This window comes from Streptomyces sp. NPDC060000, assembly GCF_042737375.1.
GTDB lineage: Bacteria > Actinomycetota > Actinomycetes > Streptomycetales > Streptomycetaceae > Streptomyces.
In genome coordinates this window covers 27,715-42,926 of record NZ_JBHWUU010000043.1, presented here as the reverse complement: position 1 = coordinate 42,926, position 15,212 = coordinate 27,715, and the positions used below count along the sequence as shown (strand labels likewise).

General features: G+C 66.3%; 26 protein-coding genes. 2 read left to right on the top strand and 24 right to left on the bottom strand.

The features are described 5' to 3' along the window. The 24 genes from map to rpsJ form a co-directional block, all read right to left on the bottom strand. Positions 1-804 (bottom strand): type I methionyl aminopeptidase (gene map / locus ACFWBB_RS22650; RefSeq protein ID WP_385275286.1); only part of this gene is annotated, 804 nt, incomplete at its 3' end. A gap of 105 nt (positions 805-909) precedes the next feature. After that, positions 910-1,572: an adenylate kinase gene (locus ACFWBB_RS22645; protein ID WP_385275283.1), complete on the bottom strand. Its 663-nt coding sequence runs from the start codon at positions 1,570-1,572 to the stop codon at positions 910-912. Beyond that, the gene (gene secY, locus ACFWBB_RS22640; RefSeq protein ID WP_385275280.1) at positions 1,572-2,885 is read right to left on the bottom strand and encodes a preprotein translocase subunit SecY; all 1,314 of its coding nucleotides are present in this window, start codon (positions 2,883-2,885) and stop codon (positions 1,572-1,574) included. Before secY ends, ACFWBB_RS22645 begins: the two co-directional genes overlap by 1 nt. A 251-nt stretch (positions 2,886-3,136) precedes the next feature. Continuing rightward, positions 3,137-3,592 (bottom strand): 50S ribosomal protein L15, encoded by a 456-nt coding sequence (rplO, locus tag ACFWBB_RS22635; RefSeq protein WP_189190330.1) that lies wholly within the window; start codon positions 3,590-3,592, stop codon positions 3,137-3,139. Positions 3,593-3,594: 2 nt separating this feature from the next. Further along, positions 3,595-3,777, bottom strand: coding sequence for a 50S ribosomal protein L30 (gene rpmD, locus ACFWBB_RS22630; RefSeq protein WP_005313525.1), 183 nt, complete (start codon positions 3,775-3,777; stop codon positions 3,595-3,597). After that, positions 3,777-4,382, bottom strand: coding sequence for a 30S ribosomal protein S5 (gene rpsE, locus ACFWBB_RS22625; protein ID WP_383678741.1), 606 nt, complete (start codon positions 4,380-4,382; stop codon positions 3,777-3,779). The genes rpmD and rpsE overlap by 1 nt, the downstream gene beginning before the upstream one ends. 64 nt (positions 4,383-4,446) lie before the next feature. Further along, complete coding sequence (gene rplR, locus ACFWBB_RS22620; RefSeq protein WP_020132625.1) at positions 4,447-4,830, bottom strand: 50S ribosomal protein L18; 384 nt, start codon at positions 4,828-4,830, stop codon at positions 4,447-4,449. Positions 4,831-4,833: 3 nt separating this feature from the next. Beyond that, the gene (rplF, locus tag ACFWBB_RS22615) at positions 4,834-5,373 is read right to left on the bottom strand and encodes a 50S ribosomal protein L6 (protein WP_385275274.1); all 540 of its coding nucleotides are present in this window, start codon (positions 5,371-5,373) and stop codon (positions 4,834-4,836) included. Between the two features lie 24 nt (positions 5,374-5,397). Then, on the bottom strand, positions 5,398-5,796 hold the full coding sequence (gene rpsH / locus ACFWBB_RS22610; protein ID WP_030788259.1) for a 30S ribosomal protein S8: 399 nt from the start codon (positions 5,794-5,796) through the stop codon (positions 5,398-5,400). A 214-nt stretch (positions 5,797-6,010) separates the two neighbouring features. Continuing rightward, positions 6,011-6,196: a type Z 30S ribosomal protein S14 gene (locus ACFWBB_RS22605; protein WP_030890724.1), complete on the bottom strand. Its 186-nt coding sequence runs from the start codon at positions 6,194-6,196 to the stop codon at positions 6,011-6,013. Positions 6,197-6,201: 5 nt separating this feature from the next. Next, positions 6,202-6,759, bottom strand: a complete 558-nt coding sequence (gene rplE / locus ACFWBB_RS22600) for a 50S ribosomal protein L5 (RefSeq protein WP_385275270.1) — start codon at positions 6,757-6,759, stop codon at positions 6,202-6,204. Then, the gene (rplX, locus tag ACFWBB_RS22595) at positions 6,759-7,082 is read right to left on the bottom strand and encodes a 50S ribosomal protein L24 (protein ID WP_073491922.1); all 324 of its coding nucleotides are present in this window, start codon (positions 7,080-7,082) and stop codon (positions 6,759-6,761) included. The genes rplE and rplX overlap by 1 nt, the downstream gene beginning before the upstream one ends. Positions 7,083-7,084: 2 nt before the next feature. Continuing rightward, positions 7,085-7,453 carry a 50S ribosomal protein L14 gene (gene rplN, locus ACFWBB_RS22590; protein WP_003992364.1) on the bottom strand — a complete coding sequence of 123 codons (369 nt, stop codon included), beginning with the start codon at positions 7,451-7,453 and terminating at the stop codon, positions 7,085-7,087. 103 nt (positions 7,454-7,556) lie between these two features. Further along, positions 7,557-7,844 (bottom strand): 30S ribosomal protein S17, encoded by a 288-nt coding sequence (gene rpsQ / locus ACFWBB_RS22585; RefSeq protein ID WP_020132629.1) that lies wholly within the window; start codon positions 7,842-7,844, stop codon positions 7,557-7,559. Then, positions 7,844-8,068 carry a 50S ribosomal protein L29 gene (gene rpmC / locus ACFWBB_RS22580; RefSeq protein ID WP_005481220.1) on the bottom strand — a complete coding sequence of 75 codons (225 nt, stop codon included), beginning with the start codon at positions 8,066-8,068 and terminating at the stop codon, positions 7,844-7,846. The genes rpsQ and rpmC overlap by 1 nt, the downstream gene beginning before the upstream one ends. Then, positions 8,068-8,487 (bottom strand): 50S ribosomal protein L16, encoded by a 420-nt coding sequence (rplP, locus tag ACFWBB_RS22575; RefSeq protein WP_006140905.1) that lies wholly within the window; start codon positions 8,485-8,487, stop codon positions 8,068-8,070. The genes rpmC and rplP overlap by 1 nt, the downstream gene beginning before the upstream one ends. Before the next feature lie 5 nt (positions 8,488-8,492). After that, entirely contained in the window at positions 8,493-9,329 is an 837-nt protein-coding gene (gene rpsC / locus ACFWBB_RS22570) for a 30S ribosomal protein S3 (protein ID WP_385275264.1), read from the bottom strand. Then, entirely contained in the window at positions 9,329-9,676 is a 348-nt protein-coding gene (gene rplV, locus ACFWBB_RS22565; protein WP_054238783.1) for a 50S ribosomal protein L22, read from the bottom strand. Before rplV ends, rpsC begins: the two co-directional genes overlap by 1 nt. A gap of 41 nt (positions 9,677-9,717) precedes the next feature. After that, complete coding sequence (gene rpsS / locus ACFWBB_RS22560) at positions 9,718-9,999, bottom strand: 30S ribosomal protein S19 (protein ID WP_020132632.1); 282 nt, start codon at positions 9,997-9,999, stop codon at positions 9,718-9,720. A gap of 12 nt (positions 10,000-10,011) precedes the next feature. Further along, positions 10,012-10,848 carry a 50S ribosomal protein L2 gene (gene rplB, locus ACFWBB_RS22555; protein ID WP_030039757.1) on the bottom strand — a complete coding sequence of 279 codons (837 nt, stop codon included), beginning with the start codon at positions 10,846-10,848 and terminating at the stop codon, positions 10,012-10,014. A 40-nt stretch (positions 10,849-10,888) separates the two neighbouring features. After that, positions 10,889-11,308 carry a 50S ribosomal protein L23 gene (rplW, locus tag ACFWBB_RS22550; RefSeq protein ID WP_020132634.1) on the bottom strand — a complete coding sequence of 140 codons (420 nt, stop codon included), beginning with the start codon at positions 11,306-11,308 and terminating at the stop codon, positions 10,889-10,891. Then, positions 11,308-11,964, bottom strand: a complete 657-nt coding sequence (gene rplD, locus ACFWBB_RS22545) for a 50S ribosomal protein L4 (RefSeq protein WP_385275259.1) — start codon at positions 11,962-11,964, stop codon at positions 11,308-11,310. The genes rplW and rplD overlap by 1 nt, the downstream gene beginning before the upstream one ends. 7 nt (positions 11,965-11,971) lie before the next feature. Then, positions 11,972-12,616 (bottom strand): 50S ribosomal protein L3, encoded by a 645-nt coding sequence (gene rplC, locus ACFWBB_RS22540; RefSeq protein ID WP_356249902.1) that lies wholly within the window; start codon positions 12,614-12,616, stop codon positions 11,972-11,974. Between the two features lie 18 nt (positions 12,617-12,634). Further along, the gene (gene rpsJ / locus ACFWBB_RS22535) at positions 12,635-12,943 is read right to left on the bottom strand and encodes a 30S ribosomal protein S10 (RefSeq protein WP_003948644.1); all 309 of its coding nucleotides are present in this window, start codon (positions 12,941-12,943) and stop codon (positions 12,635-12,637) included. Between the two features lie 533 nt (positions 12,944-13,476). Between rpsJ and ACFWBB_RS22530 the strand changes: the two genes are divergently transcribed. After that, positions 13,477-14,082 carry an RNA polymerase sigma factor gene (locus ACFWBB_RS22530; protein ID WP_385275256.1) on the top strand — a complete coding sequence of 202 codons (606 nt, stop codon included), beginning with the start codon at positions 13,477-13,479 and terminating at the stop codon, positions 14,080-14,082. Beyond that, positions 14,075-15,103, top strand: coding sequence for a hypothetical protein (locus tag ACFWBB_RS22525; protein WP_385275253.1), 1,029 nt, complete (start codon positions 14,075-14,077; stop codon positions 15,101-15,103). The genes ACFWBB_RS22530 and ACFWBB_RS22525 overlap by 8 nt, the downstream gene beginning before the upstream one ends. Positions 15,104-15,212: the final 109 nt, after the last annotated feature.

Sequence of the window (15,212 nt, the reverse complement as noted above, 5' to 3'; positions counted from 1 at the left end):
GTGCTCCGCCAACTTCGCCCGACCCCCGTCGGGAGACGTCAGCACCAACGGCCCCTCCTCCGTCAACGCGACCGAATGCTCCCAGTGCGAGGACCAGGTCCCATCAGTGGTGATGACCGTCCACTCGTCCTCGAGGACTTCGGTGCGGGGAGTGCCCAGGGAGACCATCGGCTCGATGGCCAGGCAGAAGCCGGGAACCAGCTTCGGGCCCTTGCCACGCCTGCGGTCGACGTAGTTCAGCAGGTGCGGGTCCATGTGCATCTCGGTGCCGATGCCATGGCCGCCGTAGTCCTCGATGATGCCGTAGCGGCCGCCGCCGGGCTTGGGCTGACGGCGGATGTACGTCTCGATCGCGCGGGAGACGTCGACCAGGCGGTTGCCCAGCTTCATCGCGGCGATGCCGGCCCACATCGACTCCTCCGTCACCCGGGAGAGCTCGATCAGCTCCGGCGTGTGCCCCGAACCGACGAACGCCGTGTACGCCGCGTCGCCGTGCCAGCCGTCGACGATCGCGCCGCAGTCGATGGAGATGACGTCGCCGTCCTTGAGGGTGACCTCGTCGGAGGGGATGCCGTGCACCACCACGTCGTTCACCGAGGTGCAGATCGTCGCGGGGAAGCCGCCGTAGCCGAGGAAGTTGGACTTCGCGCCGTTCTCCGCCAGGACCTTGCGGGCGACGTCGTCCAGGTCCTTCGTCGTCGCCCCCGGCACCGCCGCTTCCCGCGTGGCCGCGTGGATGGCGGCGACGACCAGCCCCGCCGCCCGCATCTTGGCGATCTGCTCGGGGCTCTTGATCTGCACCATGGGGGGCCTGCGCTCTCCGTCACTCAGGTCGGTCGGGTTACGTATGTACACAACAGTACGGCCGTGGTGTCCGGAAGGACTCCACGGCCGTACGGGGAGCGACGACTACTGGTCGTCGCCCTCACGCTTCAGTGCGGCCAGCGCACGGGCGGTGACCTCTTCCACCGGGCCCATGGCCTCGATGGTCACTACCAGGCCCTGGGCCTTGTAGTAGTCGATGATCGGCTCGGTCTGCGTGTGGTAGACCTCGAGCCGCGTGCGGACCGTTTCCTCGGAGTCGTCGTCCCGCTGGTACAGCTCGCCGCCGCAGACGTCACAGACGCCTTCCTCGGCGGCCTTCTTGTACGTCACGTGGAAGACGTGCGAGGAGTCGTTACGGCAGATGCGCCGGCCGGCGATCCGCTTGACGACCTCCTCCTCCGGGGCCTCCAGGTCCAGTACCGCGTCCAGCTTGATGCCCTCGATGGTGAGGAGCTCGTCGAGCGCCTCGGCCTGCGAGACGTTGCGCGGGAAACCGTCCAGCAGGAAACCGCGCTCGGCGTCCGGCTGCTCCATGCGGTCCTTGGCCATGGCGATGGTGACCTCGTCGGGGACGAGGTTGCCGGCGTCCATGTAGGACTTCGCGAGTTTCCCGAGCTCCGTCTGCTGGCTGATGTTGGCGCGGAACAGGTCGCCCGTGGAGATGTGGGGAACGCGCAGCTTCTCGGCCAGACGTGTGGCCTGCGTTCCCTTTCCGGCGCCCGGCGGCCCGACGAGGACGATACGCATCAGCGGAGGAACCCTTCGTAATTGCGCTGCTGGAGCTGGCTCTCAATTTGCTTCACCGTCTCGAGACCGACACCCACGATGATCAGGATGCTGGTACCACCGAACGGGAAGTTCTGGCTTGCCCCGAAGCCAACCAACGCCATCGTCGGTACAAGAGCGATCAGACCCAGATACAGCGAACCCGGCCAGGTGATCCGGTTGAGCACGTACGAGAGGTACTCAGCGGTCGGTCGGCCAGCCCGGATGCCCGGGATGAAGCCACCATACTTCTTCATGTTGTCGGCTACTTCCTCGGGGTTGAAGGAGATAGCCACGTAGAAGAACGCGAAGAAAACGATCAGCAGGAAGTACATGCTGATGTAGATCGGGTGGTCGCCCTTGGTCAGGTTGGTCTCGATCCAGGTCTTCCAGCTGGAGGTTCCGCTGGAGAACTGGGCGACGAGAGCCGGGATGTAGAGCAGCGACGAGGCGAAGATGACCGGGATCACACCGGCCTGGTTCACCTTCAGCGGGATGTACGTCGAGGTACCGCCGTAGGACCGGCGGCCGATCATGCGCTTCGCGTACTGCACGGGGATACGGCGCTGGGCCTGCTCGACGAAGACCACCAGACCGACCATGACCAGGCCGACCAGGATGACGGTGCCGAACTCGATCCAGCCGCCCGCGAGCGTGCCCTGCTTCTTGATGGCCCACAGGGCCGAGGGGAAGGTCGCCGCGATCGAGATGAACATCAGGATCGACATGCCGTTGCCGATGCCGCGGTCGGTGATGAGCTCACCGAGCCACATGACCATGGCCGTACCGGCGGTCATGCAGATGACCATCGTGATGGTGGTGAAGATCGCCTGGTCCGGGACGATGCTCGAGGCGACCGAGCAACCGGAGAACAGGGCGCCGCTGCGGGCCGTGGCCACCAGGCCGGTGCCCTGGAGAATGGCGAGCGCCACCGTCAGGTAGCGGGTGTACTGCGTGATCTTCGCGGTGCCGGCCTGGCCCTCCTTCTTGAGGGCTTCGAGACGCGGGATGACCACGGTCAGCAGCTGAAGGATGATGCTCGCCGTGATGTACGGCATGATGCCCAGCGCGAAGATGGTGATCTGCAGCAGAGCGCCGCCGCTGAACATGTTCACCAGACCGAAGAGGCCCTGGTTGCCGGACGCCTCGTCCACACAGCGCTGAACGGATGTGTAGTCGACACCGGGGATCGGAATGTGGGTACCGAGCCGGTAGATCACGATGATGGCGAGCGTGAAGAGCAGCTTCTTGCGCAGGTCGGGCGTCCTGAACGCCCGGGCGAACGCGGTGAGCACGGTGCCTCCTGCGACCCCCGCGCATCTGCGTCAAGGGTGACGGTCTTGAGGGTCCAATAAGAACGACGACAACGACATGTGTAACGGTCGACCGCCACTCAAGGTGCCCCATGGGAAGCATCTTGTGAAAGTAGGCAGTGGAGGTCACCTTACCGGCGAGAGTACCGCCCTAGGAACGACCAACCGGGGATACCCCATATGTGGGATATCCCCGGTCGGGATCGCTCAGGTCATCGAGACGCCTGTGGTGTTCAGACGAGCTCGGTGACGGTACCGCCGGCGGCGGTGATCTTCTCCTTGGCGGAGCCGGAGACGGCGTCGACCGTCACCTGCAGTGCCACGGAGATCTCGCCCTGGCCGAGCACCTTGACGAGGCTGTTCTTGCGAACGGCACCCTTGGCGACGAGACCCTCGACGGTGACCTCGCCACCCTCCGGGTACAGCGCGCCCAGCTTGTCGAGGTTCACGACCTGGAACTCGGTCTTGAACGGGTTCCTGAAGCCCTTGAGCTTCGGAAGACGCATGTGGAGGGGCATCTGCCCACCCTCGAAGCGCTCCGGAACCTGGTAACGGGCCTTCGTGCCCTTGGTACCACGACCGGCCGTCTTACCCTTCGACGCCTCACCACGACCGACACGGGTCTTCGCGGTCTTGGCGCCCGGGGCGGGACGGAGGTTGTGGATCTTGAGCGGGTTGTTCTCCGCCATGATCAGTCGACCTCCTCAACCGTCACGAGGTGGCGGACGGTGTGCACCATTCCGCGGAACTCGGGGCGGTCCTCCTTGACGACCACGTCGTTCAGGCGCTTGAGCCCGAGCGAACGCAGAGTGTCACGGTGGTTCTGCTTGCTGCCGATGTACGACTTCGTCTGCGTGATCTTGAGGCGAGCCATTACGCACCAGCCCCGGCACGCGCACGAAGCAGAGCCGCGGGGGCGACGTCCTCGAGGGGCAGACCACGGCGAGCCGCGATCTCCTCGGGACGCTGCAGGCCCTTGAGGGCCGCCACGGTCGCGTGCACGATGTTGATCGCGTTCGACGAGCCGAGCGACTTCGACAGGATGTCGTGAACGCCGGCGCACTCGAGCACTGCACGCACCGGGCCACCGGCGATAACGCCGGTACCGGGGGAAGCAGGCTTGAGCAGGACGACGCCCGCGGCCTTCTCGCCCGTGATCGGGTGCGGGATGGTGCCCTGGATACGCGGGACCTTGAAGAAGTGCTTCTTGGCCTCTTCAACACCCTTGGCGATCGCGGCCGGCACCTCCTTGGCCTTGCCGTAACCGACACCGACGGTGCCGTCACCATCGCCCACCACGACCAGCGCGGTGAAGCTGAAGCGACGACCACCCTTCACAACCTTGGCGACGCGGTTGATCGCGACGACGCGCTCAACGTACGCGGTCTTCTCGGCAGCGCTGGCGCCACCGTCACGGCCCTTCCGGTCCCGCCGCTCGCCGCCACCGGCACCGCTTCCGCGGCGCTGGGGTCCAGCCATTGGATTACCTCTCTCTTTTTCCGCTAGCTACGCAGCGACCTAGGTCGCTAGCGCGACGGGCGACTCAGAACTTGAGTCCGGCTTCGCGGGCGGCGTCCGCCAGGGCGGCGATGCGCCCGGCGTACTGATTGCCGCCACGGTCGAACACGACAGCCTCGACTCCGGCGGCCTTGGCGCGCTCGGCGACCAGGGCGCCGACCGACTTGGCCTGCGCGGACTTGTCGCCCTCGCCGCCGCGGATCGTCGTGTCCAGGGTCGACGCCGACGCCAGGGTGTGACCCTTGATGTCGTCGATGACCTGGGCCACGATGTGGCGGTTCGAACGCGTCACGACCAGACGCGGACGCTCAGCCGTACCCGAGATGTGCTTACGGATCCGGATGTGGCGACGCTTGATCGCGGCACGCTTGTAAGCGTCGCCCTTGAGGATCTTCTGTCCGTATGCCATGGCTTACTTACCCGCCTTTCCGACCTTGCGGCGGATGACTTCGCCCTCGTACTTGACGCCCTTGGCCTTGTACGGGTCGGGCTTGCGCAGCTTGCGGATGTTGGCCGCAACCTCGCCGACCTTCTGCTTGTCGATGCCCTCGACCGAGAACCGGGTGGGGTTCTCGACCTTGAAGGAGATTCCCTCGGGGGCCTCGACGGTGATCGGGTGGCTGTAACCGAGCGCGAACTCGAGGTTCGAGCCCTTCGCGGTCACGCGGTAACCGACACCACTGATCTCGAGCTTCTTCACGTAACCCTGGGTCACGCCGGTGATCATGTTCGCCACCAGCGTGCGGGACAGGCCGTGCAGGGCCTTGCTCTGACGCTCGTCGTTGGGGCGGGTGACGTTCAGAACGCCGTCCTCACCCTTGGCGATCTCGATCGGCGAAACGACGGTGTGGGTCAGCGCGCCCTTGGGGCCCTTGACCGAAACCGTCTGGCCGTCGATGGTGACGTCCACACCGGCGGGAACCGTGATAGGGAGCTTGCCAATACGCGACATAGCTGTTTCCTCCGTTCCCTTCCGCTACCAGACGTAGGCGAGAACTTCTCCGCCTACGCCCTTCTTGCCGGCCTGCTTGTCGGTGAGGAGACCGTGCGACGTGGAGATGATCGCCACGCCGAGGCCGCCCAGCACCTTGGGCAGGGAGGTGGACTTCGCGTAAACCCGGAGACCGGGCTTGGAGATCCGCTTGATGCCCGCGATGGAGCGTTCACGGTTCGGGCCGAACTTGAGCTCGAGGGTGAGGTTCTTGCCGACCTCGGCGTCCTCGACCTTCCAGCCCGTGATGAAGCCCTCCTGCTGGAGGATCTCCGCGATGTGAGACTTGATCTTGGACGCCGGCATCGTCACGGAATCGTGGTACGCCGAGTTCGCGTTCCGCAGACGCGTCAGCATGTCTGCGATCGGATCAGTCATGGTCATGAGTTGGCCTGTGGCCTCTCTCGCCGGGGTTTCCTGGTGCGCCATCCCTCTCCCCGATCCGAGACGGGGCGGGTGCGGCGCGGTGGACCTACGGCGTAGTAAGTCGTACGGGCTACCGTCAGGCGCCCAACCCTCCAAGCCTAAGCCATGAAGGGGTGGGCACCTGACACGCCCATTGCTTACCGAGAGCCTCTGGAACCCCTAAAAAGGGGGTTTACCAGGAGCTCTTGGTCACGCCCGGCAGTTCTCCACGGTGAGCCATCTCACGAAGGCACACACGGCAGAGGCCGAACTTGCGGTACACGGAGTGGGGACGGCCGCAACGCTGGCAGCGGTTGTACGCGCGCACAGCGAACTTAGGCTTACGAGCAGCCTTTGCGATCAGAGCCTTCTTCGCCATCTCGCTCACGCCTCCTTGAAGGGGAAGCCGAGGTGACGAAGGAGCGCACGGCCCTCAGCGTCGTTGGTCGCCGTGGTGACCACGGTGATGTCCATACCCCGGACACGGTCGATCTTGTCCTGGTCGATCTCGTGGAACATGACCTGCTCCGTGAGACCGAAGGTGTAGTTGCCACGGCCGTCGAACTGCTTGGGGGACAGACCACGGAAGTCGCGGATGCGCGGGAGCGCGAGCGACAGGGTGCGGTCCAGGAACTCCCACATGCGGTCGCCACGAAGCGTGACGTGGGCACCGATCGGCTGACCTTCACGCAGCTTGAACTGCGCGATGGACTTACGGGCCTTGGTGACGGCCGGCTTCTGACCGGTGATGGTGGTCAGGTCACGGACGGCACCGTCCATGAGCTTCGAGTCACGGGCGGCGTCGCCGACACCCATGTTGACCACGATCTTGACGAGACCGGGGATCTGCATGACGTTCTCGTAGGAGAACTCCTCACGCAGCTTGCCCGCGATCTCCTCGCGGTACTTCGTCTTGAGACGCGGAGTCGTGGTGGTAGTCATCAGATGTCCTCACCCGTCCGCTTGGCAACGCGGATCTTGTTGCCCTCGTCGTCGAAGCGGTAACCGACACGCGTGACGACCTTGTTGCCGTCCTTCTCCACGACCAGCTGGACGTTGGAGACGTGGATCGGCGCCTCGGTGGTGACGATGCCACCGGCCTGCGAACCGCTGGCGGTCGGGCCGGCCTTGGTGTGCTTCTTGACCCGGTTGACACCCTCGACCAGGACGCGGTCCTCGCGGGGGAAGGCCGCGATGACCTTGCCCTGCTTGCCCCTGTCCTTACCCGTGATGACCTGGACCAGGTCGCCCTTCTTGATCTTCATGCTTACAGCACCTCCGGAGCCAGCGAGATGATCTTCATGAACTTCTTCTCGCGCAGCTCCCGGCCGACCGGGCCGAAGATGCGGGTACCACGAGGGTCGCCGTCGTTCTTCAGAATGACAGCGGCGTTCTCGTCGAAGCGGATGTACGAGCCGTCCGGACGGCGGCGCTCCTTGACGGTGCGAACGATGACCGCCTTGATGACGTCACCCTTCTTCACGTTGCCGCCGGGGATCGCGTCCTTGACGGTGGCGACGATGACGTCACCGATGCCCGCGTAGCGGCGACCGGAGCCACCGAGCACACGGATGCAAAGGATTTCCTTCGCACCAGTGTTGTCGGCGACACGAAGTCGCGACTCCTGCTGGATCACGTCTATCTCCTGTGTGTCTGCCGGTTCCCGGCGAGCTCCGTAAGTGACTTACGGAGCTCGCCGAGCCTGGCGGAACTGTCCTGCGGGGATGCCCGCAGGAGAATTACTTGGCCTTCTCGAGGATCTCGACGACGCGCCAGCGCTTCGTCGCGGACAGCGGCCGGGTCTCCGCGAGGAGGACACGGTCGCCGACGCCCGCGGCGTTCTGCTCGTCGTGAGCCTTGAGCTTGTTCGTACGGCGGATGACCTTGCCGTACAGCGCGTGCTTCACACGGTCTTCGACAGCGACGACGACGGTCTTGTCCATCTTGTCGCTGACGACCAGACCCTCACGGGTCTTGCGGAAACCGCGCGCCTCGGGGGTGTTCTCAGTCACGTTGCTCTCGCTCATCAGGCGCTCTCCACCGTCTCGATGCCCAGCTCGCGCTCACGCATCAGGGTGTAGATCCGCGCGATGTCCTTACGGACGGCCTTGAGCCGACCGTGGTTCTCGAGCTGACCTGTCGCCGCCTGGAAGCGGAGGTTGAACAGCTCTTCCTTGGCTTCGCGGAGCTTGTTGAGAAGCTCCTCGTCACCCAGTTCGCGCAGCTCGGACGCCTTGGTACCGGCCGACATCACGCTTCACCTGCCTCGCGCTTGACGATCCGGCACTTCATCGGCAGCTTGTGGGCTGCGCGAGTGAGGGCCTCACGGGCGATCTTCTCGTTGGGGTAGGACAGTTCGAACATGACCCGGCCCGGGTGCACGTTCGCGATCCACCACTCCGGAGAACCCTTACCGGAACCCATGCGGGTCTCGGCAGGCTTCTTCGTGAGCGGGCGGTCCGGATAGATGTTGATCCAGACCTTGCCACCACGCTTGATGTGGCGGGTCATCGCGATACGGGCCGCCTCGATCTGGCGGTTGGTCACGTACGCCGGCGTGAGGGCCTGAATGCCGTACTCGCCGAACGAGACCGTCGTACCGCCCTTGGCCTGACCACGGCGCTTCGGGTGGTGCTGCTTGCGGTGCTTGACCCTACGGGGGATCAGCATTTCGGTCAGGCCTCCGTTCCGGTGCTCTCAGCCGGAGCGGCCGCCGGAGCCTCGGCCTTGGGGGCCTCGGCAGCGGGAGCCTGCTGCGGCTTGCGACCGCGACCGCCGCGCTCGCCACCACGGCCACCACGGGCCGGGCGGTCGGCGCCGCCGCCACCACCACGGGCCGGGCGGTTGCCGGCGCGGGCAGCGGCGTTCTCGGCGCGGACCTCGGCGATGTTCTTGACATCGCCCTTGTAGATCCAGACCTTCACGCCGATGCGGCCGAAGGTCGTCTTGGCCTCGAAGAAGCCGTAGTCCACGTTCGCGCGGAGCGTGTGCAGGGGCACACGGCCCTCGCGGTAGAACTCCGAGCGGGACATCTCGGCGCCACCGAGGCGGCCACCGCACTGGATCTTGATGCCCTTGGCGCCCGCCTTCATCGCCGACTGCATGCTCTTACGCATGGCACGACGGAAGGAGACGCGGGAGGAGAGCTGCTCGGCGACGGCCTGAGCCACCAGCTGAGCGTCGACCTCGGGGTTCTTGACCTCGAGGATGTTCAGCTGGACCTGCTTCTTGGTCAGCTTCTCCAGGTCGCCGCGGATACGGTCGGCCTCGGCGCCGCGGCGGCCGATGACGATGCCCGGGCGAGCGGTGTGGATGTCCACACGCACGCGGTCACGGGTGCGCTCGATCTCAACCTTCGAGATGCCGGCGCGCTCCATGCCGGACGTCATCATCCGACGGATGGCGACGTCTTCCCCGACGTATTCCTTGTACGACTTGTCGGCGTACCAACGGGACTTGAAGTCCGTGGTGATGCCGAGCCGGAACCCATGCGGGTTAACCTTCTGGCCCATTACCGGGATCCTTCCTTGCTGCTGAGGACCACGGTGATGTGGCTGGTCCGCTTGCGGATCCGGTATGCGCGGCCCTGGGCACGCGGACGGAACCGCTTCAGGGTCGGACCCTCGTCGACGTACGCCTCGGAGATGAAGAGGCTGTCGGCGTCAGTGTGGTCGTAGTTGTGCGCGGCGTTGGCGATGGCGCTGTCAAGCACCTTGCCGACCGGCACGCTCGCGGCCTGCGGGGCGAAACGCAGGACCGCCTGAGCCTCCGTGGCGTCCATGCCACGGATAAGGTCCACCACCCGGCGGGCCTTCATGGGCGTGACGCGGATGTACCGCGCCTGGGCCCTGGCTTCCATGGTTGTCCTTCCAGTGTCTGTCATGGTCATTCCACCCCGCGTTAGCGGCGCTTCGACTTCCGGTCGTCCTTGACGTGACCCCGGAAGGTGCGCGTCGGCGAGAACTCGCCGAGCTTGTGGCCGACCATCGACTCGGTGACAAACACCGGAATGTGGGTCTTGCCGTTGTGCACCGCGATCGTGTGACCCAGCATGGCCGGGATGATCATCGAGCGACGGGACCAGGTCTTGATGACGTTCTTGGAACCGGCTTCGTTCTGGGCGTCCACCTTCTTTACGAGGTGTCCGTCGACGAAGGGCCCCTTCTTGAGACTGCGCGGCATCTAAACCCGCTCCTAGCGCTTCTTGTTCGTCTTGCGGCGGCGGACGATGTACTTGTTCGAAGCCTTCTTCGGCGAACGAGTACGACCCTCCTTCTGACCCCAGGGGCTGACCGGGTGGCGACCACCGGAGGTCTTGCCCTCACCACCACCGTGGGGGTGGTCAACCGGGTTCATCGCCACACCGCGAACGGTCGGGCGGACGCCCAGCCAGCGCTTGCGCCCGGCCTTGCCCCAGTTGATGTTGCTCTGCTCGGCGTTGCCGACCTCGCCGACCGTGGCGCGGCAGCGCTGGTCGACCAGACGGATCTCACCGGACGGCATACGAAGGTGGGCCATCGTGCCCTCCTTCGCGAGCAGCTGCACGGAGGCACCGGCGGAGCGGGCGAACTTGGCGCCGCCACCCGGACGGATCTCGATCGCGTGGATCGTGGTACCGACCGGGATGTTGCGGAGCGCCAGGTTGTTGCCCGGCTTGATGTCGGCCCCGGGACCGTTCTCGACGCGGTCGCCCTGCTGCAGGTTGCGCGGGGCGAGGATGTAGCGCTTCTCGCCGTCCGCGTAGTGCAGCAGCGCGATGCGCGCGGTGCGGTTGGGGTCGTACTCGATGTGCGCGACCTTCGCCGGCACGCCGTCCTTGTCGTGACGACGGAAGTCGATCACTCGGTAGGCGCGCTTGTGTCCGCCACCTTGGTGGCGAACGGTCACACGACCGGCGTTGTTACGGCCGCCCTTGCTGTGCAGCGGGCGGACCAGCGACTTCTCCGGCGTGGACCGCGTGACCTCGACGAAGTCGGCGACGCTGGAGCCACGACGGCCCGGCGTAGTCGGCTTGTACTTGCGGATTCCCATTATTCAGTCCTCGTCCGATATCGGACGATCCGGACCGCCCTCAGGCGGTCGGACCGCCGAAGATGTCGATACGGTCGCCCTCGGCAAGGGTCACGATCGCGCGCTTCGTGCCGGCGCGCTGACCGAAACCGGTCTTGGTGCGCTTGCGCTTGCCGATGCGGTTGATCGTGTTGACCCCGGTGACCTTGACCGAGAAGACCGCCTGGACGGCCTGCTTGATCTGGGTCTTGTTGGCGTTCGGGGCGACGATGAACGTGTACTTGTTCTCGTCGAGGAGCGCGTAGCTCTTCTCCGACACGACCGGCTTCAGCAGAACGTCACGGAGGTCCGTGAACGCCTTGCTGGGCGCGGTGACGACGGTGTTCTTGCCTTCGGTGGCGTGGCGCTTCGCCTTGGCGACGCGCGCTGCCTTGGCGACCTTGGCCGCCTTGGAGGCGATGCTCGGGTGACGCGTAGCCATCAGGCGTCACTCCCTTCGGTGTCGTTGGCCTGCGGGCCGGCGACGAAGGACTCGAAAGCGGCCTGGGTGAAGACCACGTCGTCCGAGACGATCACGTCGTACGTGTTCAGCTGGCCCGGCTCCAGGATGTGCACCTGGGGCAGGTTGCGGGCGGACAGCCACGCGGCCTCGTCGGCGCGGTCGACGACCAGGAGCAGGTTCTTGCGCTCCGAGATCTTGCCGAACAGCGTGCGAGCGGCCTTCGTGGAGGGAGCCTCGCCCTCGATCACGCCGGTGACGACGTGGATGCGGTTGTGGCGGGCCCGGTCGGTGAGGGCGTGACGCAGAGCGGCAGCCTTCATCTTCTTCGGGGTCCGCTGCGAGTAGTCACGCGGCTGCGGGCCGTGGACGACGCCGCCGCCGACGAACTGCGGTGCGCGGGTCGAGCCCTGGCGTGCGCGGCCGGTGCCCTTCTGACGGTAAGGCTTCTTACCGCCACCGCGGACTTCACCGCGGCGCTTGGTCTTGTGCGTGCCCTGACGGGCAGCCGCGTTCTGCGCGACGACGACCTGGTGGATCAGCGGGATGCTGATCTTCTCCACGCCGAAGATCTCCGCGGGGAGCTCGACGCTACCGGTCTTCTCGCCTGCAGGCGAAAGGATGTCAACAGTGCTCATCGGTACCTCAGGCCCCCTTGGCCGCGGTGCGGACCAGGACGAGGCCGCCGTTCGGACCGGGGACAGCGCCCTTGATGAGCAGCAGACCCTTCTCCGCGTCAACGGCGTGGACGGTCAGGTTCTGGGTGGTGACACGCTCGTTGCCCATGCGACCCGCCATGCGGAGGCCCTTGAACACACGGCCCGGGGTGGCGCAGCCACCGATCGAACCGGGCGAGCGGTGCTTGCGCTGGGTGCCGTGTCCGGCGCCGAGGCCCTTGAAGTTGTGACGCTTCATGACACCGGCGAAGCCCTTGCCCTTGCTCTTGCCGGTCACGTCGACCTTCACGCCGGCCTCGAACACCTCAGCGGTGATCTCCTGGCCCAGCGTGTACTCGGAGGCGTCCGCGGTGCGGATCTCGACGAGGTGGCGACGGGGGGTGACGTCGGCCTTGGCGAAGTGACCCTTGAGGGGCTTGTTCACCTTGCGCGGGTCGATCTCGCCGAAGGCGATCTGGACCGACTCGTAGCCGTCACTGTCGTTCGTACGGACCTGGGTCACGACGTTGGGGCCGGCCTTGACGACGGTGACCGGAACAACACGGTTGTTCTCGTCCCACACCTGCGTCATGCCGAGCTTCTCGCCCAGGATGCCCTTGATCTGCTTAGCCATTCTTCAGATCACCGGCCCCTAGAGCTTGATCTCGATGTCGACACCGGCCGGAAGGTCGAGTCGCATCAGGGAGTCAACGGTCTTGGGCGTCGGGTCGAGAATGTCGATCAGACGCTTGTGCGTGCGCATCTCGAAGTGCTCGCGCGAGTCCTTGTACTTGTGCGGCGACTTGATGACGCAGTACACGTTCTTCTCAGTGGGCAGCGGCACCGGGCCCGCGACCGACGCACCAGTGCGCGTCACCGTCTCGACGATCTTCTTCGCCGAGGAGTCGATGACCTCGTGGTCGTAGGCCTTGAGCCGGATGCGGATCTTCTGTCCCGCCATGGCTACTCAGTAGTCCTGTCTCTTCTAACGCTCTGGAACCAAGTGGTCCGTTTACTTCGCTCCTCCGACCCACGCGGTCGGGTGTGTCGCGCTCCCGCCGACACAGATGCCCCTTGTTCGAACATCCCTGCCGGGAAAACACGGCCCTTCCGGAACCGCAAGCCGGGGACGAAAGGCCCACCGGGTGCCTGGTCGGCGCTGCACTGAAACTTCCCGAAAGATTCCCGTACGTCCGCCCCAGCGCTGCCATCAGGCAGTTAGGGCGACGAGTACTGTGGGACTCGCTTCCGGTCCTCCCGGCGGGAGGCGCACAGCATCAACACTCGACCGAGCAACTCCGACAGTCTGCCATATGGGGCACGTCCTCCGCCAATCGAGCCGGAGACAATACCCCGGGAGTGACGCAGGTCAAACGCCGAGCCGGTCGGACCCGGGCTTTCCCGGGCCGCGAGGTGAGGTCGGTCACCGTGAACCCGTTCGAGGGCTACGGGTAACAACGGGTGTACCCGACCGACGGCAGACCCGGAGACCGCGTGAACAGCCCCCCTGGCAGACATGACGAGGACGCCTCCGTCATAGCCCGCTCCCTGACCCGGCCCGAGCTCTTCGGCGAGGTCTACCACCGGTACGCGGCGGTGATCCACCGGTACGCGGCCCGGCGGCTGGGTGAGGACGCGGCCGAGGACCTCACCGCCGAGACCTTCCTGACCGCGTTCCGCACCCGGGGACGCTACGACGTGTCGCGCGCCAGTGCCCGGCCCTGGCTGTACGGAATCGCCGCCAACCTCATCGGCAAGCAGCGCCGTGCCGAGGTGCGGGCGCTCAGGGCCCTGGCCCGCACCGGTCACGACCCGGTGGCCGACTCCTGGGCCGACCGCAGCGACAGCCGGGTCACCGCCCAGGCCGCGCAGGGCCGCCTGGCCGGCGCGCTGGCCGGTCTCTCGCGCGGCGACCGGGACGTCCTGCTGCTGGTCGCCTGGGCGGACCTCGGCTACCAGGAGGTCGCCGAGGCGCTGTCCATCCCGGTGGGCACGGTGCGCTCCCGCCTCAACCGGGCCCGCAGGAAGGTCCGCCTCGCACTCGGCGGCGTGGACCCCATGTTCGTACCCGACGCCCCGGAGGTGATCAATCATGGCTGAACCGGCGATGGACGAGATGACAGCGGTCCGGCTGCTGCGCGCCGACGTTCCCGTGCCGGACCACGCCCGGCTCACCCCGGCCCGTCAGCGGCTGCTGGACGAGATCGCCGGGCAGCCCCGGCACGGACGGGCCGGATGGAAGCTCAGAACGGCCGGAGCGGTCGCCGCGGTGACGGCCGCGGCGCTCCTCTCCACCCTGACGCTGCGCGAGGACGACAGGACACCGACGCAGCCGGCCCCGACGGCGACCGCCCGGCCGACCTCCTGGGTGTACCACCATGTCCAGCTGGACGCTCTGGACTGCGGCGTCGGCAGGAGCACGCTCGACGGCGAGACCGGCCGGGTCAACCTGTCGCCCGGACAGGGACCGTGCGAAACGACCACGACGAGGCGGCTCGACGCGGACCGATGGATCCGCTACGACGGCATGTCCACGGCCATGCCGGACCAGAACACCAGCGATCCGGACGACGTGCAGGTGTGGAACGAGCCGGTTCAGCAGACCCTGGAGACGCTCCCGCCCCGGCAGGCGGACGCCCTGCTGGCCGCCCTGCCCGACGACCCGGACTCCGCGCTGCGGGCGATCCTCGAGAAGTCGGTGCCCACCCGCGTCACCAGCGCGTACCGGCTGACCCCGGCCCAGCGCGACTTCGACGAGGTGGTCGAGGTGCTCTCCGGAGCCTCCGCCGTCCCGGCCGACAAGGCCCGGACGATCTACCGGATCATCACGGGCCTGGAGGGAGCGACCGAGCCGGTGCAGGTGACCGACGGCGCCGGACGGGAGGTCCTGGCGATCGGTGTCGACGGCAACTTCCGTGACTACGCCTGGGAGCGCAACAGCCTGCAGGTGCTGCTCGACCCGCACACCTTCGCCTATCGCGGAGTCCGCTGGGTCGCCGGACTGGGCTACTACGTGGGCGGCAAGGCCTCCGGGGGCCCGTTCCTGACGAAGGGGACGGTCCTCGCCACGGCCACCCGCGTCGCCACGGTCGTCGTAGACAAGGCGGGCGAGCGCGACTGAGCCTCCCGGCCCCCTGACACGGGGGGCATACGAAAGGGCCCGTACGACCGAAGTCGTACGGGCCCTCTCAGGTGCTCAGCTCAAGCTGGAGCTACGGTGCTCAGCTCAA